A 23,086-nucleotide genomic window follows, 5' to 3' on the forward strand; every position below is an offset into this window, starting at 1 on the left:
TCAGCCGCGATCAGCCGCACCGCAGGTGCTTACGCGAAGCTGAAGCCGCTCCTTGTGATCGGCAGGTTGCGTATGCGCTTGCCCGTGGCCGCGAAAATGGCATTGCAGACCGCTGGAATGACCGGCGGCATGGCCGGCTCGCCCAGGCCGGTGGGCGAGTTATCGGTGATCCGCCACGAGATGTGCATCCGCGGAGCCTGGCGCATGCGGGGCCAATGGTATTGCGTGAAGTTGGTCTGCTCGACGCGGCCAGCGGCGAGCGTCACCTCCACATTCATGTGGCCGATCCCTTCCATGATGGCGCCTTCGACCTGGGCGCGCGCGCCCGATGGATTGATGATCTGGCGGCCTACGTCGCACACGGCCCAGACCTGGTTCACGCGGACGCGGTTCGCCGAATCGACGGTGACCTCGGCAACTTCGGCGCAATAGCCCAAATGGCAGGAGTAAGCCGCGATGCCCATGCCAGTTCCCTTCTCCCGCCGGCGATTGCTCCAGTTGGATTCTTTGGCGACCTGCTTGAGAACTGCGGCGAGCCGCTCGGGCTTAAATCCGTTGTTGCCGCCGGATTGGGGCTTGGCGGCCAACAGCTCCAGTTGAAGGTCGAGCGGATCGCGGCCGGCTGCGAGAGCGACTTCATCGAGGAAGGACTGCCCGACAAAGGCATAGGCGTTCGCTCCCGGAGCGCGCATGGCCCCCGTGCGCAGCCAGAGAGGCATGGCGGAATGGCCAATGAGGTAATTCGGCACGCGGCCCGACGGGAACTCGTCGCCGCCGATGTCGCCGCTGGGGCAGGTCTGCTTGCCCTGTCCGTAGGTGACCAGATGCTGCTGCCAGGCGACGATCTTGCCCTGAGCGTCGAGACCAGCCTTAAGTCCGTGCCAGCCGCCGGGACGGTAGGCATCGTGGGTGAAGTCGTCTTCGCGCGACCAGAGGACCTGCACGGGCGCCTTGACCTCGCGGGAGATCCAGGCTGCCTCCGTCATATAATCGTTCATGAGACGACGCCCGAAGCCACCGCCGGCGCGGACGAGGTGGATGGTGATGTCGGTCTCGGGGATTCCGAGCTGATGGGCAACAAGCTGACGCCCGCCGCTGGGGGTCTGGCTCGTGGTCCAGATTTCGAGCTTGCCGTTTTCGAACTTCGCAGTGGTGTTCTGCGGCTCGAGGGTTGCGTGGTTCAGGAAGGGATAGGAGTAGGTCGCCTCGATGGTTTTGGCTGCGGACTTGAGTGCGGCAGCCGGATCGCCATAGGTGCGGATGGTGTGGTCAGGAGCCGCGGTGAGCAGCTTCTCCGCCTGGTCAGCGAAGGCCTTGCTGCTCATGGAGGGAGCAGAGTCTGAGCCCGCGGCGAAATCCCAGTCGACCTTGAGCGCTTTGCGGGCTGTGTGCGCCTGCCACCAGGTGTCGGCAACAATGGCGATGCCCGGTTCGAGGCCGGGGTCGCTTTCGACGACAGCGACCGGCTTCACCTTTCCCTCGACCACAAAGGCGTGGTGCACGCCGGGCATGCTGCGGATCTGGTCCAGATTGGCGGACTTGACCTTACCCGCGAAGACCGGACACTTCTGATAAACCGCGTACAGCATCCCGGGCAGTTTCACGTCGATGCCGAAGATGGGCTTGCCGGTGAAGATGGCGTTGTTGTCGATGCCGGGCAGGGGCTTGCCGATGATGCGGTAGTCCTTGGGGTCTTTCAGCTTGAGTTGCGAGGCGTCGGGCAGAGGGAGAGCGGCCGCGTCCTGCGCGAGTTCGCCATAGCCGAGCGAGCGGTTCGATGATGCGTGGACCACTTTGCCGGCCTTGGTGGAGCACTCGGTTTCGGGAACGCTCCACTTGCGCGAGGCTGCGGTGATCAGCAACTGGCGCGCGGCTGCGCCGACGTGCCGCAACGGGTCCCAATTGAGCGGGGTGGACATGGAGCCGCCGGCAAACTGCGGACCGAAAGCGGGCTCATTGAGGCCGGCTTGCTGGACGCGCACCTGGGACCAGTCGACGTCGAGCTCTTCGGCGATCAGCATGGGGAGCATGGTGCTGACACCCTGGCCGATCTCGGGGTTCTTGGACTTAATCGTCACGGTTCCATCAGCGTGGATCTCGAGGAAGGCGCGCGGCGAAAGGCCCGCTCGTGGGGATTGCGCAGCGGCGAAGGCACCGGTGAGGGGCTTGTCGTAGAGGCCGAGGGCGAGTCCGCCGCCGGCGAGAGCACTCAACTGCAGAAAGTGGCGTCGGTTCATGGAATCCTCCCTCAGTCGCGCAATGTGGCTTGCAGTTGATCCGTGGTCAGCTGACCGGCGGCGCGGTGAATGGCCCTGCGGACGCGCGCGTAGGTTCCACAGCGGCACAGATTGCCCTGCATGGCGGTGTCGATCTGCTCGTCGGTCGGCTTGGGGGTGCGCTCAAGCAGCGCGACGGCGGCCATGATCTGGCCGGACTGGCAGTAGCCGCATTGCGGAACGTCGACCTCGTGCCATGCCTTCTGGATGGGGTGGGTGCCGTCGGGCGAGAGGCCCTCGATGGTGGTGATCTTCGCGTTGGCGACGGCGGAGATGGGCGTGATGCAGGACCGCACCGGGCGGCTGTCGACCAGGACCATACAGGACCCGCACGAGCCCACGCCGCAGCCGAACTTGGCGCCTTTGAGGTCGAGATGATCGCGAAGGACCCAGAGCAGGGGCGTGTCTGGCGACGCATCCACCTGAACTGCCTTTTGATTCACCGTGAGCTTGAGAGACACGCGCCCTCCTTCAGCCGCGGCAGCGCGGCGATTCTCCGAGTCTCGTCAACCCAACCCCGTGAAGGCAGTGATGTGCATCACGACGGCCCCGCCCGGCCCTCCGTCTCATCAAAAACTCGCGTGCTGCCTCGCAGACCGTGATGAACGTCACTGAACGGTTGCCGCTTTGGCCAAGAATGTTTGTGCTCGTCTTTCGCACGGAGGAAGTGCCGTCCAGCGCATAGAGCCGCGACCATGCGGATCGGAGGAACGATGATCACTGCTTCGGAATTGCACGAGGGCATGGCGCTTCGCATCGACCACCAGATCTACAAGGTGCTTGACGTCGCATCCCGCGCCGGTGCGGCCAAGATGAGCGGCAACGTTCAGGCCAGGCTCTGCAATGTGCACAGCGGACGTCTCTGGGACCAGCACTTCCGTCCCCAGGAGCGACTGGAAGACGTAGCATTCGAAAGACGGAACCTGGAGTTCCTCTACAGCAGCGGCGGCACATGTGTGTTTCAGCGTCTCGACACCTTCGAGCAGGTTGAGTTCCCGTCCGCATCGCTCGGCCTCGCAGAACAACTGCTGCCTCCAGGAACCGAACTGATCGGCGAGTTCGCTGGCGACGAACCTGTCAGCGTACTTCTTCCCAACACCGTTGAGGCCCGCATCGCCAGCACCGCTGCGCCAGCCCGCGCGCAGCCCGATTCAGGAACGAAGGAGGCATCGCTCGACAACGGCCGTCACATTCAGGTTCCCCTCTTCATAGCCCCAGGCGAACTCGTCACCATCGACATCCGGACCGGCCGGTACGTGGAGCGGGTCAGGACACAACGCAAGAAGGGCACTTAAACACGCAGACTCGAAAGAGGTAGAGTATGGCGCTCGCAACTTTGACTGAATACCTCGACCGAAACAACATCCAATATGAGCTCATTCCGCACACGCCGGCCTTCAGTGCACAGTGCATCGCTGGCCTGGCGCACATTCCGGGAAAGGAGCTCGCCAAGGCCGTCATGGTCGTCCTCGACGGCAATCTGGCGATGGCAGTCCTCCCGGCCAATCTGCGCGTGGATCTCTTCACCCTCAAGAAAGCTGTCAACGCGGAGTATGCATCGCTGGCAGCGGAGGAAGACTTTTACGATAAGTTTCCTTACTGCGAAACCGGAGCGATGCCTCCATTCGGCAATCTCTACGGCATTCCCGTATATGTTGAGGAGAGCCTGACCAAAGACACTGAGATCGCATTCAACGCGGGCACCCATCGCGAACTCATGCGCATGGCATGGCGCGATTATGAGAGATTGGTGTCACCGAAAATCATGTGCTTCGCTGCCGGGCACCACGTTGAAGCAGCTTGAAGCATTGAGCCTAAGTAAAGGCGGCGGATGGACCAGGTTGGCACTCCGCCGCGCAGCGGACAAACAGGAGGCTCAACCATGTCATTCACAGTTCGGACGGATGCATTCGGAAACGGCGCCGCGATTCCTGCGAAGTACACGTGTTCAGGCGCGGACGTATCGCCGGCGCTGCAATGGAGCGACGCGCCGGCAGGGGCGAAATCGCTGGCACTTATCGTCGATGACCCGGACGCGCCGGGCGGCACATGGACGCACTGGGTGCTGTGGGATGTGCCTGCGCAATCCGGCGGGTTGCCAGAGGGTGTTCCGCCTGAGGAGTCGCTGCCTGGCGGCGCGCGTCAGGGCAAGAACGACTTCGGCAAGGTGGGTTATGGCGGGCCGTGTCCGCCGCCTGGCAAGGCGCATCGCTACTTCTTCCGGCTCTATGCGCTGGACAAGGTGCTTGAGTTGATGGCCGGCAGCGAGCGCCCCGACCTGGAAGACGCGATGAAGCGGCACATCCTGGCACAGGCGGAGTGGATGGGGACGTTCAAGCGGTAAAGCAGGGAACAGGCAAAAGCGATCAGGGAACAGAAGGCAACGGCCGTTGCCCAAATGGCTCATTACGAGTCAGTGAGCCTGCAAGAGCGTGTTCACTTCGGCCTCCGTGGGCATGGCGGGCTGCGCTCCTGCGCGCGTGACCGACACCGCCGCTACGGCCGCGCCGAAGCGGACTGCCTCCTCGATCGCCATGCGCCGCATCAACGCTACGGCCATGCCGCCGTTGAAGGCATCGCCGGCGGCGGTGGAGTCGACTACCTTTACCTTGAAGCTTGGAACCATGCGGCGGAGGCCATCGCGAGTGGCGATGAATGCGCCGCGGGCTCCCATTTTGATGATGACGTTGGCGGGTCCCTTGGCGAGGAGATCTTCGGCACATTCGCGCGCGGCGGACTGGTTGAGGTCGCGATTAGGGATGCCGCGCAGGGCGCACGCTTCAGTTTCGTTAGGTGTGAGATAGGTGACCTGGCGCAGAATTTTGCGCGACAACGCCCGCGCGGGAGCGGGATCGAGCATAAGAGGAACCTGGAGGCGCTGGGCGAGGTCGCACAGGTGCTCCACGGTTTCGAGCGGTGTTTCAAGCTGAGTAAGGATGATGCCGGCGGAGCGAAGCTGTGGAAGGCTGGCGTCGAGATCGTGCGGGGTCAGTGTTCCGTTGGCACCTGGAATGACGGTGATGCTGTTCTGGCCTTTGCGGTCGACGGAGATCAGCGCGACGCCGGAGGCTGTTCCGGCAGCCGTACCTACGGAGCGCACGTTCACACCGGCTTCGCGCAGGCCCTGGCGCAGTCGCTTCCCGAAGTCGTCATCGCCGACTTTGGCGATCATGCTGACTGGGTGACCGAGGCGGCCGACGGCGACCGCCTGATTGGCTCCCTTGCCGCCGTGAAACGTCTGGAAGCTGTCTCCGGTCAGCGTCTCGCCGGGCGCGGGGATTCTCTTAGCGGTTGAAACTAGGTCGAGGTTCACGCTTCCGACTACTACGATGGGACGGCTCATATAGGCACCTAGAAACTCACGATGGGGGCCATGGCGACTCCGCTGAGCCCGAGGAGGAAGAAGAGGAACATGAGGCCGATTAGCCTGCGCGCGGTGGGGGGCGCTCCGGCGAACTCGCGCCAGACAAAGACGCCCCAGATGGCCGAGACCATGGTGGCCCCCTGGCCAAGGGCGTAGGCGGCGGCGGGGCCAACCATCTGCGCATAAGAGGCGACGAAGTTCGAGATCATGCCGATGCCCCAGATGATGCCGCCGAGCAGTCCCCAGAAGTGAAACGCACCGCTGCCGCGGAAGTAGTCGCGCATGGCCACGGGCTGGCCGGAGATGGGCTTGCGCATGAAGAGGTAATTAACAGGGATGGTGCACGCCAGAACGCCGAGCGAGAAGACGAACGCGACAGCGTAGGGGCCGAGGTGATTCTCGCCGGTGGTGGCTTTGGCAACGAAGGGGTAGAAGAGGCCCATGCCGGTTCCGCCGAGCAGGCTCAGCAGTATCCCCTTCCGGCTCACGCTGAGGTCCTTGACCAGCCTGCGATAGGCCAGCGCATCGAGAACGATAGCGACGATCACCAGCGCGATTCCGCCAAACAGCAGCAGCGGATTCCCCTTGGGCAGAATGATGTAGTTGAGTACCGATCCGATGACCAGCGCGAGCCCGATGCCGATGGGGAACGCAACCGCTAGCCCGGCCACGGCGATGGCCGCGACAATCAGGATGTTGGCCACGTTGAATACCACGCCGCCCAGCACAGCAAACAGCAGGTGCTTGCCGTCAGCGGAGCGGAGGTTGGCGATGAAGCTGTCGGGGCTTGCGGGGTCGGTGTTGCCCATGGTGAAGCCGAGGATGAGCGCGATGAGGACGATGCCGAAGACGTAGTCCCAGTAGAAGAGCTCGAAACGCCAGCCTTTGGCGAGCTTCTGGGTGTTAGCCCAGCTTCCCCAGCAGATCATGGTCACGATCATCATGAAGAGCGCGACCGGGTACAGGCTTGGAATGTACATGCGCAGGTTTCCTGAATGCGAGAAACAGGATACCTTAGCTGCGCGGCAGGGCGCCGGTGCCTCAGATCTTCTCGAGGTTGGCGAACTTTTCCATCAGCTTCTTCATGCCGTGGCGGGTGAACATCACGGTGACCTTGGCGTCGTCGCCTTCGCCCTCGCGCATCAGCACGGTGCCTTCGCCGTACTTGGAATGACGCACGCGCTGGCCTTTGTTCAGGCCACTCGCGCCCTTCGCGTCGGGGATGTCCATCTTTGGCCGCGCAAAGGAACCAGCCTTCACTACTCCCTTGCCGCCGAAGAAGCGGGCGATGTTGTCGATGGAGTCGGCGTTCTTGGGCGCCGAGCCGGGCCCGCTGCGGGTATTCGCGCTGACTCCTTGACTGTAGGTGAGGCGTGGCCTCTCCTGGCTCTCGTTTTCGTAGTCGAAGTGGCGGTCGCCATCATCGTCTGATCCGCGGCGCTGGCCGTACGAAGAGCGCCCATAGGAGTAGCTCGCGCCTGCCCAGGCCTGCGCGCGGGGGCTCAGGTTTTCAATAAGCGGCGGAGGAACTTCTTCGAGGAAGCGCGATGGGATGCTCTGCTCGGGCGCGTCGTTGCCATAGCGGCGGCGATACTGCGCCCGGGTCAGCACCAGCGTATTCATGGCGCGGGTCATGCCGACGTAGCAGAGGCGGCGCTCCTCTTCGAGCTCTTCGGGATTGTTCAGTGTGCGCGAGTGCGGGAAGAGTCCCTCTTCCATGCCGGCGAGGAAGACTAGCGGGAACTCGAGGCCCTTGGCAGCGTGCAGCGTCATCAGCGTCACGCGTGCGTCGGGATCGAACTGGTCAGTGTCGCTGGCCAGCGCGGCGTGATCGAGGAACTCGGCGAGCGTCTCGCCACGAACCTCGGCGTCGTGCGCGGCGTTGGCGAGTTCCTTCAGGTTTTCAATCCGGCTAAAGGCCTCGGGCGAGCCTTCGGTTTCGAGGGCCTTGATGTAGCCGGTGCGGTCGTTCAGGAAGCGGATCAGTTCGGGGAGGGTGGCGGCTCCGCCCGGTGCGCGGAAGCCTTCTACGGGTGCTTCGCTGCCGGCATCGCCACCGTTCGACGGCGCAGGACTGACCTTCGAAACTTTTGTGGTCCAGCCCGTGGATGCAGATGCAGGCTTCTCCTCCTTAACTTGCTTTGGCATCTTGAGGAACGGCTTTTTGGGCTCGGCTGCGAAAGGAGAGAAATTGGAGAGATTGAGCAGCGACATTTGATCTTCGTTGCCGCCGAAATTGAAGTCGACTGCCTCGGCATCGGCTACGGCTTCGTTCTCATCCGCGCTCAGCTCGGTATCCGCGGCTCCGAAGGAGAAGTCGGTGTCGGCGTCTTCGTCGTCGCTTTCTGCGATGTCGGCGGATAGCTTGCCCGCGAAGTCGGGGTCCATCATGGCTTGCGCGTCGGTGATCAGGGTGCGGAAGGAGTCGAGCGCCATGAGTGCGCGCGTGGGGATCAGCTTGTTCTTAATGGCCGCGGCGACCGCTTCCCATGTGGAGGTGCCGGTCTCGAGCGCGAGCCGCTCGAGCGTGGCCAGCGTGGTGGCGCCGATGCCGCGGGCGGGCGTGTTGATGACTCTCTGCAGCGCCATGGAATCGTGCGGATTCCGCACTAGGCGCAGGTAAGCCATCAGGTCCTTGACTTCAGCGCGCTCGTAGAAGCTGAATCCGCCGACCATGGTGTAGCGGATGTTGTAGCGGCGTAGTGATTCTTCCACCAGGCGCGACTGCGAGTTGGTGCGGTAGAGAACGGCGCACCGGCCCTGCTCGCCCTCTTCGTTGTTCTCGCGGAGGAATTTCTGGATGCGATCTGCGATGAACAGCGCTTCGTTCTCGCCGTCGGGCGCTTCGTAGTAGCCGATCAGCGATCCGCCCTGGCGATCGGTCCAGAGTTTTTTGCCCTTGCGCCGCAGGTTGTTGGCGACCACTGCGCCGGCGGCTTCAAGAATGTTCTGCGTGGAGCGGTAGTTCTGCTCGAGGCGGACGATCTTGGCGTTGGGGAATTCCTTCTCGAAGTCAAGGATGTTCTTGATGTCGGCGCCGCGCCACGAGTAGATGCTCTGGTCTTCATCGCCTACGGCGCAGACGTTCTGTGCCTCGCCTGCCAGGAGCTTCATAATTTCGTACTGCGGGCGGTTCGTGTCCTGGTACTCGTCGACGAGCAGGTAGCGGTACTTGCGCTGATAGCGCTCGCGTGTTTCGCGCGAGACCTTCAGGAGCCGGACCGTCTCAAGCAGCAGGTCGTCGAAGTCGAGGGCATTGTTCTTGCGCAGATCAGCCTTGTAGGCTTGGTAAATATGGGCGATGCGCTCGCTGTTGGGATCCTTCGATGCGAGGTAGAACTCCTGCGGATCGACCATGTGGTTCTTGGCCCAGGAGATGCGGCCGAGCACCGTGCGCGGGGTCAACTGCTTGGTGTCGATGCCCATGCGCCGCATGATCTGCTTGACGATGCTGGACTGGTCGTTCTCGTCGTAGATGGCGAAGCTGCGCGTGAGGCCTTCGCCGTTGACCTTCAGTGCCTCGATATCGCGGCGCAACATGCGCACGCAAAGCGAATGAAACGTGGAGATGAGCGGCTTCTGCAGCGATGCGTGACCGATCAGGCGGTCGACGCGCTCGGCCATCTCCGCGGAGGCTTTGTTGGTGAAGGTGACGGCGAGGATGGAATCGGGCGCGATGCCCTTCTCCGTGATGAGCCAGGCAATGCGCGCGGTAATGACGCGCGTTTTGCCCGAGCCTGCGCCGGCAAGGATAAGGAGCGGCCCTTCTGTGGCTTCGACGGCCTCGCGCTGTTGGGGATTCAGTTTTGCGATGAGCGATGACAAGAATACAAATCCGGAGGGAAAAGCCCTTCCTCCAGTTTACCTGTTGGCGAGTTGTCGTGCTTTCTACTGGTTCTCAGGGCCAGTCTCCCGATTGAGACTAGACGGATTTCTCGGGAAGGACCCAATATGGGTCGCCGGAGGAGATGAAATCGACGGGGACTTCCGGGACCAGCGGCCCGAGCCATGCGGGCGCATCCTGCTCGCCCCACTCCTCAAAGCGCTCATGGTTTATGGCGATGAGGCCCTTGGGGTGCGGCAGGCCCAGGCTGATGCCATCGCGGAGGTAGGGGAAGGCATCGCAATCCTGAGCTTCGCTCATCAGGACGACGTCGCAGGTTTGCAGGGGCTTGAGGATCTCGACGAGTTTGTGTGCGCCGAGTCCGACGCGCTTCACGGGCAAGTTCGGATCTCCGATGACCCGCATGCTGGGAGAGTCAAGCGAGCGCGCGACGTGCCGCGCCACATCTTTTAGCGGGGCCGGCGGGATTTCGAAAGCGATGGGGATCATCTGCCCTTGCACCGGGACGATGTAGTTTTGCCAATCGAGCCTGGTAATCAACCCTTGCATGATGGGATCGGGTTTGAGCATGTGCTGATGGTCATGAAAACGCCAGACCACAAGGTTGTTCTGTTCGCAAAAGCGCCGCTTGGCGATGAAAACAGGGTCTGTTTCGAGGGAGCCTGCGACCTCAAACTGTTTGTCGTGTTGCAGCGTGCCGACGTCGTCGATGTGGTCCCAGAACATTCTTTCGTGCGTGATGACGAAGTTCTTCTTCGCCTGGACCGCTTTCTTGAGGACGTCAAAGGTGGCCTGAAATGTGAAGGCGATGCCTGTGACCGGCGTGGCGGGGGCACCGTACTTGAAGCCGTCTGTCGGCCTCCAGGGAAAGTTGGTGGGCCACTTGATTCCGTCAGAGTCCATCTTCTGCATGATGCGTTGCACGATTTGTTCCGCGGTCAAAGAGCCCGATGCGGAGGCGTATGCGCTGGCGAGCGAGCACTTCAACAACATTGCGGCGCCTGCCCCCTGGCTAAACATCCTGCGAGAGATTGGCATGTCGGATCGTCTCCTTCAGCGCGCGAGTTTCAAGCAAACCAGCACAGTTCTTTGGGACGCGATTGAACCTCGATGGGCATCCCCGGCAACACGGTCTTGAGCCAATTCGACATCTCAACAGCGCCGGGGTGATCGGAGATTTCGTAGCCGACTTCGACAAGGCTGATGCTGCGGCCTGATGTGATGGCATCGCGAATATAGGTGGTGCAGTGGTCGACTTCCGGCGTCGCTCCGGTGAGAATGCAGTCGACTGCAGGGTCTTCGAGCGCATGGCTCAAGACGAGCGTTGGATACGAGAAGCCGTGAATGACCGCGACGCGCATGACCGGCTGATCCGGATCGCCCACCATCCGCAGCATCTTTGCGCCGAGGCGTGCGGAGGCATGCTCGGCGAGGCCTCTGAGGGTTGTCCGGGGAACGTTGCAGAACGCTGCGGTCCACTGGTCGGCCGGAGCGCCGACTTCGGGTTGCCAGCCGAGTTCTTTGGCCAGAGCGTTCGAGAACCATTTTGGGCGGGCTGTGTCCCAGAGAGCCGCCAGGCGAATGATGATCAGATGATTGTCTTCGATGAGCTGCCGCTTGGCTTTGGCAACAGGATCGTCCACCAGCGCGTCGGCGAGGCCCGCGGCGAGATACTCGCCAAAGAGATAAAAGGGATGCTCGCGGCAGAGGATGCAGTTCTTCCCGGTGGCCACGGCAAGGCGGATTGCGTCTATGGAGGGCTCGTTCGCAACAAGGATGCCTGAAACCGTGTCGTCGTCGCTGCCGGTGAGAATGCCTTCGTACTCAGCATCCTTGTGCCGCTCACCGAGCGCCGTGTGGATTCTGTTGACCAGTTCGAAGCTTGTCGTCGTCGGCAACATCGGATCATCCTTGTCGTCATTCCTGCCTGCAAGAACGTTGCAGCGATGATCTCATGGAGATAATGCCTGAGTCTGCTAAGCACGCCATTGAGAACGAGAAGCGGGTGTCCCGGGTCACTCACCTTTTGAGACCTGGGATGGACAATGGAAGCATGTTCGACTGCATGCGAGGCCTGGCGATCATCGTCGCGATCTTTCTCATCGGCACATGGCTGCACGATCACGGAGTGCCCATTCCTGGAGGCGTGCTGGGGCTGCTGCTGTTTTATGGAGCGATGCTGACGGGTACGATCAAGGTGCAGTGGGTAGACCGCGGGGCCGGGCTGCTGCTGCGGCACATGGTTCTGCTGTTCGTGCCGCTGACCGTCGGGCTGATGGACCTTGGGCCGGTGCTGTCGCGCCAGGCGCTCGCGATCGTAGCGAGCCTGGTTGCCAGCTTCCTTGCCGTGCTGCTGACCACCGGTCTTCTCGCCCGCTGGCTTCTGCGTCCCGCAGTGCCGGAGCCCGCCGCGACGACGGAGGCGGTGCAATGACACTGAATTTGCTCGCGCATCCGGCGGTCAGCGTCGGTCTCACCATCGCTTGCTACTGGATCGCGCTTAAGATGCACGAGCGCTGGCGCTGGATTCCGCCGATTCTCGTAGCGTGCGTTCCGATCATCGCGCTGCTGCTGATCGCGCATGAGCCGTATTCCGCATACAACCACGGCGGCAATCTCCTGACCTGGTGCCTGGGGCCGGCCACCGTGGCGCTCGCTGTGCCGATGTACCGCAATGGACTGGCCCTGCGCAGTTCGCTGCCGCGGATGGCGTTGATCGTATTCATCGGATCGCTGGTGGGTATGGTGACCGCCGGGGGCACGGCCTGGCTGCTGGGGGCGCCGATGCCGGTAGTGATGTCGGCTGTGCCCAAATCCGTGACTACGCCGATTGCTATTGAGGTGTGCCGGCAGCTTCATGGGATCCCGCAAATCACGATTGCGATGGTGATCCTGGCAGGCGTATTCGGAGCCAGCTTCGGGCCGTTTCTTCTGGGACTGTTCGGGATCTGGGAGAACCGGGCTGTGGGAGCGGCGATGGGAACAGCGTCGCACGGAATCGGAACGGCGAGCCTGGTGCGCCACTCGGAGATGCAGGCTTCTGTGTCCTCGTGGGCCATGGCGGCTGCGGGAGTCTTCACGTCCCTGCTGGGCGCGATTCTCGCGTTGTTTCTGCGCTGACGCGCGGTGAATTCCGGCATCCAAGACGGACACGGCCGAGAAGTGACGGTCGCCACACCTGCGCCGGTCACGCGCCCCTAAACTGGAAGATGGGGATGGAATCAAATCTCGGCAATTGGCGCTGCTCCGCGGACGGCCTGGCGTGAGCGCTACGACTCAGATTGCCGCGCCGGAACAGGCGCAATGGACGCCCTCTGCCAACCCGTGGGCCATCGCCGCCGCGGTGATGACCGCGACGTTCATGGTGGTGCTGGACTCGTCGGTGGCCAATGTCGCCCTCCCCCACATCGCGGGCAATCTCTCAGCTTCGAATGACGAAGCCACGTGGGTTCTGACGAGCTATCTAGTCTCGAATGCCATCATGCTGCCGGCCACAGGGTGGATCTCGCGCCGCATCGGGCGGAAGCGGCTGCTGATGCTCTCGATCCTGATCTTCACGGGCGCATCGATGTTGTGCGGAGCGGCGATCACCATGCCGATGCTCATCGTCGCGCGCATCCTGCAGGGCATTGGGGGCGGTGGGATGCAGCCGCTCGCGCAGGCCATTCTGCTGGAGAGCTTTCCGCCGACGCAGCATGGGAAGGCGATGGCGGTCTACGGCACGGGCATTGTGGTCGCTCCGGTCATCGGGCCAACTCTGGGCGGTTGGATCACCGACAGCTACTCCTGGCGCTGGATCTTCTATATCAACCTGCCCGTCGGCGTATTGGCGTTCTTTCTGGCGGGGATGTTTGTCGAGGATCCGCCGTATCTGAAGGCCGCGTTTCGAGGCGCTATCGATGCGCTGGGCTTCGGGCTGATGGCGCTGTGGCTCGGGACGCTGCAACTGGTGCTGGACAAGGGGCAGGAGGCGGACTGGTTCGAGGCCGACTGGATCCGGTGGACGCTGGCGGTGTCGGTGATCGCGTTCGTGGGCTTCATTGTTCGTGAGCTCAAGGTGCGCGAGCCCATTGTGCAGTTGCATGTGCTGCTGAATCGCAACTTTACTGTCGGCACAATCGTGACTGGTATCTACGGGTTTGTTCTGTACGCTTCCACTGCGTTGTTGCCGTTGTTTCTGCAGACGCTTCTAGGCTACTCGGCGTTTGATAGCGGGCTGGCTGTGAGTCCGCGCGGCTTTGGCTCCATCGCGTCGATGATTGTTGCGGGCATGATCGCCAGCCGCATCGACGGGCGCTGGATGCTGATGTTCGGGTTCTTCGTTTTCGGCGTCTCCACTCTCATGCTGAGCCGGCTCAACCTCGGCATCGGCATGGCATCAGTGATCGTGCCCAACATCCTCAACGGCTTTGCGGGCGGATTTGTCTTCGTTCCGCTGACCACGATGGCCATGGGGCGGTTGCAGCGGCAGGAGATCGGCAACGCTGCCGGCATCTACAACCTCGTCCGCAACATTGGCGGCAGCGTGGGCATCGCCACGGCCACGGCGCTGCTGGTGCGCCGCAGCCAGATCCACCAGAACTATCTGGCGGGAAGCATCTCCGCAACCGACCCTGTGGCGAACGGGGCAGCCGCCGGATTTGCGAGCGCGATGCACTCTGCCGGCGCCGATGCTGTGACTGCCCACCAGATGGCTCTGGGCGCGCTCTATCGCAGCCTCCAGCAGCAGGCGCTGCTTATGTCCTACGTCGATGCGTTCCGGCTGCTGGGCTATCTGGCGCTGCTCTGCATCCCGTTCATTCTGCTGTTCCAGGCGGTCCGCAAGCCGACGGGGCGCAGCATCAGCATCGAGGAGTGAGCCGCTATCCTGAATCCATGGCTGCTGATCATGTCCAACCCCGTGTCGCCGTGTACTGCGGCTCCTCCAGCGGCTCCGATCCTGCTTATATGGCCGAGGCCGAGGCGCTTGGCGCAGGTATCGCTGCCGCTGGATTAGGTGTTGTGTACGGCGGTGCGAATATCGGACTGATGGGTGCTGTCGCCGACGCAGCGCTGGCCGGAGGCGCTGAGGTCGTCGGGGTTCTGCCCGAGTTTCTCGCGGGACGCGAGATTGCGCACACAGGCCTCACGCGGCTTGAGACGCCGGCAACGATGCACCAGCGGAAGGCGCGCATGGTGGCTCTGGCCGATGCATTTCTGATCCTGCCGGGCGGCTACGGGACGCTGGATGAGCTGTTCGAAATTCTGACATGGTCGCAGCTCAGGATGCACGCCAAGCCGTGCGTCCTTATCAATACCGCGGGCTACTGGGATCCGCTGCTCGCCTTTGTCGACAAGATGGTGGACGCGGGGTTTCTGCCGGTCCGGAGCCGCGGGCTGATGCTGGTAGCGCCGGATGCGCAGACCGCAGTCGAGATGATCGTCACACAGCTTAGATCGTTCGCGCAGGAATCGAGCACCTAGAATAGAACCAAATGCTCGACCTGGCCGCCGCACATCCGATCTTTCACTGGCGATCTGTGTGGCTGATTATTGCGGCATTCATCGCAGGCGTGCTCAACGCTGTCGCTGGAGGGGGCTCATTCTTATCCTTCCCTGCCCTGCTCGGAACGGGAATCCAGCCCGTGCAGGCGAACGCCACAAATACCGTGGCCCTATGGCCGGGGCAGATCACATCGATTGCGGCTTACTGGGAAGACGTGCGAAAGAACATGCGGCTGGTGTATCCGATGGGGCTGGCGGGTCTGATCGGAGGAACCGGTGGAGCGATCGTACTGCTCATCACGCCGCAAACGACGTTCATGAAGCTGGTTCCGTGGCTGCTGCTCATTGCGGCCACGATCTTCGCTTTGAGCCGGCCGATCACGCGGTGGCTCGACCGGCGGGCCGTCGCCCGCCACCAGCGCGCCGGAACCGAGCCGCAGCCCCCGCGACGCCGGCTGGTCTTCCTGTGCACAGTAGTGGTCTGCTTCTACATCGGCTACTTCGGGGCAGGCGCGGGGTTCCTGATCATTACTCTGCTATCGGTGTTCGGCGTTGAGGATATGAACGAGATCAACGCCCTGAAAGTGGTCTCAACCAGCATGGCGAATGGCGTGGCGTTCCTCATCTTTGTGGTGAGCGGGAATGTGGAGTGGCGCTACTGCCTGATGGCGATGGTGGCCTGCGCCATCGGCGGATATACTTCGGCCCGGTTTGCGCGGCTGGTGCCGCAGCAGGTGCTACGCGCCATGGTGATCGTGATCGGCTTCGGCATGGCCGCGTGGTTCTTCTGGACGACGCGCTGAGGCCTTGCGATCCGGCGGTCAGGGTGTCATCGGGATTCACAGTAAAATAGAGGCATGAGTCACGAAGGCATCCGCTTTTCCAGCAAGGAAGACATGGCGCGCGAAGCTGTGGCTGACCGGCAGCTCTCGCGCGCGGCCGTAACTCCAACCAAGGTGCGGGTGCTGATCACCGAGGGCAAGGGGCTGGAGATCGAGTGGTCCGACGGCCACCGCTCCGCGTGGAACTTTGGGTGGCTGCGCAACGCATGCCCCTGCGCCACCTGCAACGAGGAACGCGAGCAGCAGGGCCGCAAGCCGGGCCAGCCGAAAAAGAAGGCGGCCGAGCTTCTGCCCATGTATGCGCCGCCGGCCAAGCCCACGAGCGCGCAGGCGGTGGGACGGTACGCGATCCAGTTCAACTGGCTTGATGGGCATAACTCGGGAATCTATTCGTTTGACTTCCTGCGACGGCACTGCCAGTGCAGCGAGTGCAAGTTCGAACGCGGCGAAACGGCCGGAGCGCCCAACTAGCCGATCCGCTCCCTGTTCGCACCGTTTCTGGTGCAGAAAGTCGAGGCCGGAGCGTAGAGCTCCGGCCATCTTGTTTTCGGCGCTTTGCTGGAGATTGGTGGTCAGGCGGGCACTGCGCTGGTCTGGCTGAGGAGGCCTTCGAGCCGCACGTAGCCAGCTTCCATGCCGTGCTCCATGCCGGAGGCGAGCATTTGCGCGCGAGTGGCGGCGTCGGGAAGGGTCATGCGCATGGTCATGAGGGTCCCGTCGCCATCGGCCTCGAAGGTGGTCTCGACATGGTTGTCGGGAGTGGGGCCGGGAAGCTGGGGAAGGTGCATGCGCTCTACGTGCACAAGCCTGTGGAACGGCTCTACAGAAATGACTTCGCCGGTGATGTAGAACCCCTGGCCCTCCTGGCCGTTGCTCCACTCGTAGCGGATCTTGCCTCCGGGGTGGTTCTCGCTGATGCAGACGGGCATGGTCCAGCCGTCGGGACCAAGCATCCACTTCTGGATCAATTCAGGTTCGGTGTGGGCACGGTAGATCGCCTGGGGTGGGGCGGCGAAGCGGCGGGTTACGACCACGTGCTGGTCGCCTTCGGTGGTGAGTGTCATTTTGCTCATCGGGATCTCCTCTGGTTTGGGTGGGAATTTCATTCGGTGGTCTTGATCTCGCTAAGGACCTGATCGAGGCGTGCGTAGTTTCTTTCGAGGGCGGGTCGCAGCATGGCGAGCCAGCGCTCCACAGAAGCGAACCCCGCGGGGGAGAGCCGGCAGGGGCGCCTGGTTCCTTCGGCGCGGCGGACAATCAGGCCCGCGTTCTCGAGGACTTTGAGGTGGCGGGACACGGCGGGCTGGGTCATCCGGAAGGGCCGGACGAGTTCCATCACGGTCTGCTCGCCGGTGGCCAGGCTTGCGAGGATGGCACGGCGGGTGGGGTCGGCCAAGGCTGCGAAGGTGTGGTCGAGCGTTTCCATAACTAATTACTTATATAACATATTAGTTATTTAGTCTGTCAAGCTAATTTTGAGAGCAGCCGAGGAGCGATTCGGATTCGCGCGGAGTCGCTCGTGAGCGTCCGGACGGCGCGATGGTGGCGATTCAGCGTTATAAAGCAGCTCTCCTGAGCTGATATCCTCCCACGATTCCGAGCGTAAATAGAAGATAACAATAACGTAAGAAGATTTTCTATTTTGTGAGCGAAAAGCACTCATATTTTGTGCATCGATTGTGCTATAGTTCTCATCAGATTGAGTGCAAGGCTGAAGTGAAGCCCCGGAAGGCGGCCTCCGCAGCCGCAATCGAAATTCAAAAGCATCTGGAGGAACACAAACATGGCAATCACTCGTTGGGATCCGTTCCGTGAAGTCGTCGCTCTGCAGAACCGCATGAACTCGCTTTTCCGCGAGATGAACGAGAGCGAAGGTCCGCTGACGACTGCCAGCTTTGTGCCGGCGGTCGATATATATGAGGACACCAAGAAGGTCGTCCTGAAGCTGGAAGTGCCGGGCATCGAGGAGAAGGATCTGGACATCCGCGTGGAGAACAACACGCTGACGGTCAAGGGCGAGCGCAAGTTCGAGAAGGAAGAGAAGGAAGAGAACTTCCACCGGATCGAGCGTAAGTACGGCAGCTTCTTCCGTTCATTCACGGTGCCCTCGACGGTAGACGCCGAGCACATTGGCGCTACCTATAACGCGGGCGTGCTGAAGCTGGAACTGATGAAGAAGCCCGAAGCGCAGCCGAAGCAGATCAAGGTAAACGTGGGTGGCGCGCAGAAACAGGAAGAGCCGGAGCTGGTAGGAGCGCGGTAATACGAAACCAGTGGTCAGTGGGCAGGCCACTGAGAACTCGGGCGCCGGGCGCACTCTTGGGGTGTTCCCGGCGCGTTCGTTTGTGCATCACAAAACTTGAATCAGAATCTTTTGGGACAAACGCTTCCCCCGGGGCTCCGATAGGAACAAGCTAGGAGCTGAGCTGGAAGCGAGGAGTTATACATGGCTATTCGTTGGGAAAAGTTGACGGTCAAATCGCAGGAAGCGATGCAGCAGGCGCAGCAGCGGGCGGCCGAGCTGGGCAATCCAGAGTTGCAGCCGGTGCACCTTTTGCTGGCGCTGATGGAGGACCGCGAGGGCGTGATTCCGGCGGTGCTGGGCAAGATCGGGGTTCCCATCGAACGGCTCGAGAGCGATCTGCACGCGGTTGAGCAGAAGCTGCCTCGCGTTTCGGGCGCCTCGGCGCAGCCCGGACTGAGCCAGGCGCTGAACAAGGCGGTGGACCAAGCCTTCAAGGAAGCTGCGAACTTCAAGGACGAGTACATTTCGACGGAGCACCTGCTGCTGGGGATTGCCGGGCAGAAGGGCGATGCAGCGGGGCAGGCCCTGATCGCGCTCGGCGCGACGCGCGACGCGATTTTGAAGGCGCTGACGGCGGTGCGTGGATCACAGCGGGTTACGGATCAAAATCCTGAGAACAAGTTTCAGGCGCTGGAGAAGTACGCGAAGGATCTGACCGAGTTGGCGCGACGCGGGAAGCTCGATCCGGTGATTGGGCGCGACGAGGAGATTCGGCGCGTGATCCAAGTGCTGAGCCGGCGCACCAAGAACAATCCGGTGCTGATTGGCGAGCCGGGCGTTGGCAAGACCGCCATCGTCGAGGGGCTGGCTCGGAGGATCGCGTCGGGCGACGTCCCAGAGATTCTCAAAGACAAGCGCGTGATCTCGCTCGATCTAGGTTCGATGCTGGCGGGCGCGAAGTATCGCGGTGAATTTGAGGACCGGTTGAAGGCGGTGCTGCGCGAGATCGAGGAGTCGAATGGGCAGATTGTTCTGTTCATCGACGAGCTTCATACGCTGGTAGGCGCGGGTGCCGCCGAGGGTGCGATTGACGCGAGCAACATGCTGAAGCCGCCGCTGGCGCGCGGCGAGCTGCGCGCGATTGGCGCAACCACGCTGAACGAGTATCGCAAGCACATCGAGAAGGATGCGGCGTTGGAGCGGCGTTTCCAGATTGTGTTTGTGGGCGAACCGAACGTGGAGGACACGATTGCGATTCTGCGCGGACTGAAGGAGCGCTACGAGGCGCACCACAACGTGCGCATCAAGGACTCGGCGATTGTGGCGGCAGCGACGTTATCCCATCGATATATCAGCGACCGTTTCTTGCCGGACAAGGCGATTGATCTGGTGGATGAGGCGGCGGCTTCGCTGGCGATCCAGATTGGCAGTGTGCCGGTGGAGATCGATCAACTGGAGCGACAGGCGACTTCGCTGGAAATTGAGCGGGCGGCGCTGAAGCGCGAGACGGATGCAAACAGCCTGGAACGGATGGAGGCCGTGGAGCGCGAGCTGGCCGCCCTGCGTGAGCAGATTACGGCGCTGCGCGCGCGGTGGACGCAGGAGCGCGATGCGATTACGCGCATCAGCGACTTGAAGAAGCAGATTGAAGCGTTGAAGTTCGAGATGGAAGAGAATACGCGGCGCGGGCAGTTGGATCGCGCGGCGCAGATCCAATATGGCGACCTGCCGAAGCTTGAGCGCGAGCTGGCGCAGTTGAACGCCACGCAGGACAGCATCAATTCCGGCGAGACGCAGCGCATGCTGAAGGAAGAAGTCGAGGACGAGGACATCGCCAAGATTGTGAGCAAGTGGACGGGGATTCCTGTGAGCCGCATGCTCGAAGGCGAAGTGAAGAAGCTGGTGAAGATGGAAGAGCGGCTGCGGGACCGCGTCATTGGGCAGGACGCGGCGTTGACGGTGGTGGCAAATGCGATTCGCCGTTCGCGCGCTGGGCTGAGCGATCCCAAGCGGCCGATCGGATCGTTCATCTTCTTAGGGCCGACGGGCGTGGGCAAGACCGAAACGGCACGTGCGCTGGCGGAGTTCCTGTTCGATGACGAGCAGGCGATGATCCGCATCGACATGAGCGAGTACATGGAGAAGCATGCGGTGGCGAGGCTGATTGGCGCGCCTCCCGGATATGTGGGCTACGACGAAGGCGGCCAGTTGACCGAGGCTGTGCGCCGGCGGCCGTACTCGGTAATTCTGCTGGACGAAGTCGAGAAAGCGCATCCGGACGTGTTCAACGTGCTGCTGCAGGTGATGGACGATGGGCGGCTGACCGACTCGAAGGGACGCACGGTGGATTTCAAGAACACGGTGCTGATCATGACGTCGAACCTGGGCGCAGCGCTGTTGACGGCGGAGACGCTGAAGACGGAGCACGACTTCGATATGGCGCGCGAAAGCGTAATGCGTGTGCTGCGGGAGCACTTCCGGCCGGAGTTCCTGAACCGCGTGGACGACATGGTGATCTTCCGTCCGCTGGGTCATGCGCAGATGGATCAGATTCTCGATCTGCGGATCGAGGAACTGCAAAAGCTGCTGGAAGACAGGCAGATTTCGCTGGAGCTGACGACGCCGGCGAAGCAGTTGATCCTGGCATCGGGATGGGATCCGGTGTACGGTGCGCGGCCGCTGAAGAGGGCGCTGCAGCGCATGGTTCAGGACCCGTTGGCAATGAAGATCCTGGACGGCGAAGTGCTGCACGGGTCGCATGTGCGGATCGATGTGGATCGGCACGCGAACCAGTTGCACTTCGAGCCGATGGGCCGGGAGATGATGGCCTAGCACCTGCAGTGCGGCCACTGCGCTTCGGCACCTGCGGTGCGGCCACTGCGGCTTCGCCGCCATTCGTGCCCAATTAGCGGCGTCAAATAATGAAGGCCTCGGAGGTATCCCTTGTATCTCTGAATGAGCGGCAGTTTCGGTGAGACTGTTGCAGTGGGGGAGCCGAGGCATCGGCTCCCCCGCGGGCGGGCGGCTCCCGTACGTCCCCAGGTGATCGCTCACCGTCCCGGAGCATAGGGACCGCTGCCCAAGTCACGTACGACCGAACAGTCGCACGATCTCATTCGAACATACAAGGCAGGTTATCGTGACACAGATGGTTTGTGGCGTAGATGTTGCTTCCGAGTCCCTGGAAGTTCGCATTGGCCAGCAGGGTGCGGCAGGGTCTTTCCCCAACACCCCCGAAGGGATTATGGCGCTGGGCGCCTTTTGCCAGGCACATCAGGTTGAAATGGTGGCCATGGAAGCCACCGGCGGGTACGAACAACTGGCGTTTGCGCAGCTATCGGAACAAGGCCTTGCGGTGGCCATCGTGAACCCGCGCGCGGTGCGCCAGTTCGCTCAGAGCATGGGCTCACTGGAGAAGACCGATCGCATCGACGCCGCCATGATCGCCTGGTACGCCGAAGTGAAGAAGCCGCAGCCAGCCTGCCTGACGCCGCCCGGCCAGCAGCAGTTGCGGGCGCTGGTCACGCGTCTTCGCCAGCTGACCGATGTGCGTACGGCGCAACGCAACCAGCAGCGGTTGGTTACCGATCGCGCCGTGCAGGTTTCCTTCGCCAAGTTGCTGGCCTTCGTTGCCCGCCAGATCCGCGATCTGGAGCAGCGCATCGCCAGGCTGATCGAGCAGGACCCGCTGTGGCGGGAACTCAACCAGGCATTTCGCACCATCAAAGGCGTGGCCGACCGCACCGTGGCGCGGTTGATGGCGGAGATGCCGGAGATCGGCCTGCTGTCCAACAAGACCGTCTCCAAACTGGCCGGGCTGGCTCCTTTGGCCAACGACTCGGGAAAGCAGCAGGGCAAACGCGCGGTGCGGGGAGGACGCGCCGCGGTGCGCGACATCCTCTACCTCGTGGCTGGTGTGGCGGGCCGCTTCGAGCCGGACTTCACCGCCTTTCAGCAGCGCCTCCGCGCGGCCGGCAAGCCGCCCAAGGTCGTCCGCATTGCGCTCGCCCACAAGCTGCTGGTGCGGCTCAACGCCAAGGCCCGCGAGGTGCGCTGTCGGCTGGCGCTTCAGACCACTTCCTCCCGGGCTTGCGCCTGAACATGCTAATCTCCCACTCGCCGTAGCCGCTCGGTTGTGGGAAAGCGGGAAACGCGCTCTCTGCGTTTTCCGAGGCGCAGCGCGCCGTCTTTTCCAGCAACCCCTCCATGAACCCTTGACAAATCAGACAGTCGCTCCGGGGCCTTGTCTTTTTTGCCGTGACCGCATCAAGTGCGCAGGCCCTTGCCTATTTCGCGAGCGTCGATTCGATGGCGGAGGTGACTTCGGCGGAGTCGGGGGTGGTGGCGGGCTCGAAGCGGGCGACGATGTTGCCGTTGCGATCGATGAGGAACTTGGTGAAGTTCCACTTGATGTCGCCGCCGAACTTGGGATCCTGCGAGGAGTCGGTGAGGTACTGGTAGAGCGGCGTCTTGTCATCGCCTTTCACCGAGACTTTGGACATCATGGGGAAGCTCACATTGTATTTGCGGGAGCAGAAGGTCTTGATCTCCGCGTCGGTGCCGGGCTCCTGCTGCATAAAGTTGTTGGCGGGCACGCCGACGATAACGAAGCCGCGGTCCTTGTACTTTTCGTAGACCGACTCTAGGGCGGTGTATTGCGGAGTGTATCCGCACTTGCTGGCGACGTTGACGAGCAGGACGACCTTGCCTTTGAAGCTGCCCAGGTTCACCTGGTCGCCGTCGATGGACTTCATGGTGAAGTCGTAAATGTTTTTGCTCTGAGCTGAAGAAGAAACCGCCGAAGCGAGGGCGGCGAGGCAGAGAATCAGGGTCAGGATCAATTTGCGCATAGCGATCTCCTGGGGACTGCAGTGACTTGATCATACGGGCCACGGCCGGGAAGATTGTCAACGAATTGTTGCGAAGCGGAAGGGCGCTTGATAGCGCGGTATTCGTGGCCCAATTATTCGAGTCTGCTCGAATCGAATGTGCACAAGACTGCGCGACCGCGATGTGAGATGTGCACTGCGT

22 protein-coding genes are annotated in these 23,086 nt (G+C 62.1%); 12 read left to right on the forward strand and 10 right to left on the reverse strand.

Features of this window, described 5'->3' with window-relative positions; translation table 11 throughout:
* Positions 1-29: 29 nt before the first annotated feature.
* Together MOP44_RS00850 and MOP44_RS00855 are read right to left on the reverse strand one after the other, a co-directional pair.
* The gene (locus MOP44_RS00850; RefSeq protein WP_260794002.1) at positions 30-2,237 is read right to left on the reverse strand and encodes a xanthine dehydrogenase family protein molybdopterin-binding subunit; all 2,208 of its coding nucleotides are present in this window, start codon (positions 2,235-2,237) and stop codon (positions 30-32) included.
* 11 nt (positions 2,238-2,248) lie between these two features.
* Positions 2,249-2,737 (reverse strand): (2Fe-2S)-binding protein, encoded by a 489-nt coding sequence (locus tag MOP44_RS00855; protein WP_260794003.1) that lies wholly within the window; start codon positions 2,735-2,737, stop codon positions 2,249-2,251.
* A gap of 252 nt (positions 2,738-2,989) precedes the next feature.
* Here MOP44_RS00855 and MOP44_RS00860 point away from each other — a divergent pair, with 252 nt between their 5' ends.
* The 3 genes from MOP44_RS00860 to MOP44_RS00870 all read left to right on the forward strand — a co-directional run bounded on the left by MOP44_RS00860 (position 2,990) and on the right by MOP44_RS00870 (position 4,620).
* The gene (locus tag MOP44_RS00860; RefSeq protein ID WP_260794004.1) at positions 2,990-3,571 is read left to right on the forward strand and encodes a hypothetical protein; all 582 of its coding nucleotides are present in this window, start codon (positions 2,990-2,992) and stop codon (positions 3,569-3,571) included.
* A 26-nt stretch (positions 3,572-3,597) separates the two neighbouring features.
* A complete protein-coding gene (locus MOP44_RS00865) occupies positions 3,598-4,080 on the forward strand; it encodes an aminoacyl-tRNA deacylase (protein ID WP_260794005.1) in 483 nt (160 codons plus the stop codon).
* A 78-nt stretch (positions 4,081-4,158) separates the two neighbouring features.
* Positions 4,159-4,620 carry a YbhB/YbcL family Raf kinase inhibitor-like protein gene (locus tag MOP44_RS00870; protein WP_260794006.1) on the forward strand — a complete coding sequence of 154 codons (462 nt, stop codon included), beginning with the start codon at positions 4,159-4,161 and terminating at the stop codon, positions 4,618-4,620.
* 69 nt (positions 4,621-4,689) lie between these two features.
* On the opposite strand, the gene rbsK is transcribed toward MOP44_RS00870, so the two are convergent.
* The 5 genes from rbsK to MOP44_RS00895 form a co-directional block, all read right to left on the reverse strand.
* On the reverse strand, positions 4,690-5,619 hold the full coding sequence (gene rbsK, locus MOP44_RS00875; RefSeq protein ID WP_260794007.1) for a ribokinase: 930 nt from the start codon (positions 5,617-5,619) through the stop codon (positions 4,690-4,692).
* An 8-nt stretch (positions 5,620-5,627) separates the two neighbouring features.
* On the reverse strand, positions 5,628-6,620 hold the full coding sequence (locus MOP44_RS00880) for a GRP family sugar transporter (RefSeq protein WP_260794008.1): 993 nt from the start codon (positions 6,618-6,620) through the stop codon (positions 5,628-5,630).
* 61 nt (positions 6,621-6,681) lie between these two features.
* Positions 6,682-9,465, reverse strand: a complete 2,784-nt coding sequence (locus MOP44_RS00885) for an ATP-dependent helicase (RefSeq protein ID WP_260794009.1) — start codon at positions 9,463-9,465, stop codon at positions 6,682-6,684.
* A 97-nt stretch (positions 9,466-9,562) separates the two neighbouring features.
* On the reverse strand, positions 9,563-10,522 hold the full coding sequence (locus MOP44_RS00890) for a Nif3-like dinuclear metal center hexameric protein (protein ID WP_260794010.1): 960 nt from the start codon (positions 10,520-10,522) through the stop codon (positions 9,563-9,565).
* Positions 10,523-10,551: 29 nt separating this feature from the next.
* Positions 10,552-11,385: a Nif3-like dinuclear metal center hexameric protein gene (locus tag MOP44_RS00895; RefSeq protein WP_260794011.1), complete on the reverse strand. Its 834-nt coding sequence runs from the start codon at positions 11,383-11,385 to the stop codon at positions 10,552-10,554.
* A gap of 152 nt (positions 11,386-11,537) precedes the next feature.
* Between MOP44_RS00895 and MOP44_RS00900 the strand changes: the two genes are divergently transcribed.
* From MOP44_RS00900 to MOP44_RS00925, 6 genes are all read left to right on the forward strand, one after another.
* Complete coding sequence (locus MOP44_RS00900; protein WP_260794012.1) at positions 11,538-11,918, forward strand: CidA/LrgA family protein; 381 nt, start codon at positions 11,538-11,540, stop codon at positions 11,916-11,918.
* Positions 11,915-12,604: an LrgB family protein gene (locus MOP44_RS00905; RefSeq protein ID WP_260794013.1), complete on the forward strand. Its 690-nt coding sequence runs from the start codon at positions 11,915-11,917 to the stop codon at positions 12,602-12,604. Before MOP44_RS00900 ends, MOP44_RS00905 begins: the two co-directional genes overlap by 4 nt.
* A gap of 142 nt (positions 12,605-12,746) precedes the next feature.
* Complete coding sequence (locus MOP44_RS00910; protein WP_260794014.1) at positions 12,747-14,342, forward strand: DHA2 family efflux MFS transporter permease subunit; 1,596 nt, start codon at positions 12,747-12,749, stop codon at positions 14,340-14,342.
* Between the two features lie 17 nt (positions 14,343-14,359).
* Complete coding sequence (locus MOP44_RS00915; protein WP_260794015.1) at positions 14,360-14,947, forward strand: LOG family protein; 588 nt, start codon at positions 14,360-14,362, stop codon at positions 14,945-14,947.
* 11 nt (positions 14,948-14,958) lie between these two features.
* On the forward strand, positions 14,959-15,771 hold the full coding sequence (locus MOP44_RS00920) for a sulfite exporter TauE/SafE family protein (RefSeq protein WP_260794016.1): 813 nt from the start codon (positions 14,959-14,961) through the stop codon (positions 15,769-15,771).
* Between the two features lie 54 nt (positions 15,772-15,825).
* Positions 15,826-16,281 (forward strand): DUF971 domain-containing protein, encoded by a 456-nt coding sequence (locus tag MOP44_RS00925; protein WP_260794017.1) that lies wholly within the window; start codon positions 15,826-15,828, stop codon positions 16,279-16,281.
* Positions 16,282-16,382: 101 nt separating this feature from the next.
* Here MOP44_RS00925 and MOP44_RS00930 read toward each other — a convergent pair whose 3' ends face one another.
* Entirely contained in the window at positions 16,383-16,883 is a 501-nt protein-coding gene (locus tag MOP44_RS00930; RefSeq protein WP_260794018.1) for an SRPBCC domain-containing protein, read from the reverse strand.
* A gap of 29 nt (positions 16,884-16,912) precedes the next feature.
* On the reverse strand, positions 16,913-17,236 hold the full coding sequence (locus tag MOP44_RS00935) for an ArsR/SmtB family transcription factor (RefSeq protein ID WP_260794019.1): 324 nt from the start codon (positions 17,234-17,236) through the stop codon (positions 16,913-16,915).
* A gap of 357 nt (positions 17,237-17,593) precedes the next feature.
* Here MOP44_RS00935 and MOP44_RS00940 point away from each other — a divergent pair, with 357 nt between their 5' ends.
* From MOP44_RS00940 to MOP44_RS00950, 3 genes are all read left to right on the forward strand, one after another.
* On the forward strand, positions 17,594-18,073 hold the full coding sequence (locus MOP44_RS00940; RefSeq protein ID WP_260794020.1) for an Hsp20/alpha crystallin family protein: 480 nt from the start codon (positions 17,594-17,596) through the stop codon (positions 18,071-18,073).
* Between the two features lie 183 nt (positions 18,074-18,256).
* Positions 18,257-20,887 carry an ATP-dependent chaperone ClpB gene (gene clpB / locus MOP44_RS00945; RefSeq protein ID WP_260794021.1) on the forward strand — a complete coding sequence of 877 codons (2,631 nt, stop codon included), beginning with the start codon at positions 18,257-18,259 and terminating at the stop codon, positions 20,885-20,887.
* A gap of 307 nt (positions 20,888-21,194) precedes the next feature.
* Positions 21,195-22,154 (forward strand): IS110 family RNA-guided transposase, encoded by a 960-nt coding sequence (locus MOP44_RS00950; protein WP_260794022.1) that lies wholly within the window; start codon positions 21,195-21,197, stop codon positions 22,152-22,154.
* A 187-nt stretch (positions 22,155-22,341) separates the two neighbouring features.
* On the opposite strand, the gene MOP44_RS00955 is transcribed toward MOP44_RS00950, so the two are convergent.
* The gene (locus MOP44_RS00955; protein ID WP_260794023.1) at positions 22,342-22,905 is read right to left on the reverse strand and encodes a glutathione peroxidase; all 564 of its coding nucleotides are present in this window, start codon (positions 22,903-22,905) and stop codon (positions 22,342-22,344) included.
* Positions 22,906-23,086: the final 181 nt, after the last annotated feature.

The sequence above is a fragment of the Occallatibacter riparius genome, assembly GCF_025264625.1.
Taxonomy (GTDB): Bacteria; Acidobacteriota; Terriglobia; order Terriglobales; family Acidobacteriaceae; genus Telmatobacter; species Telmatobacter riparius.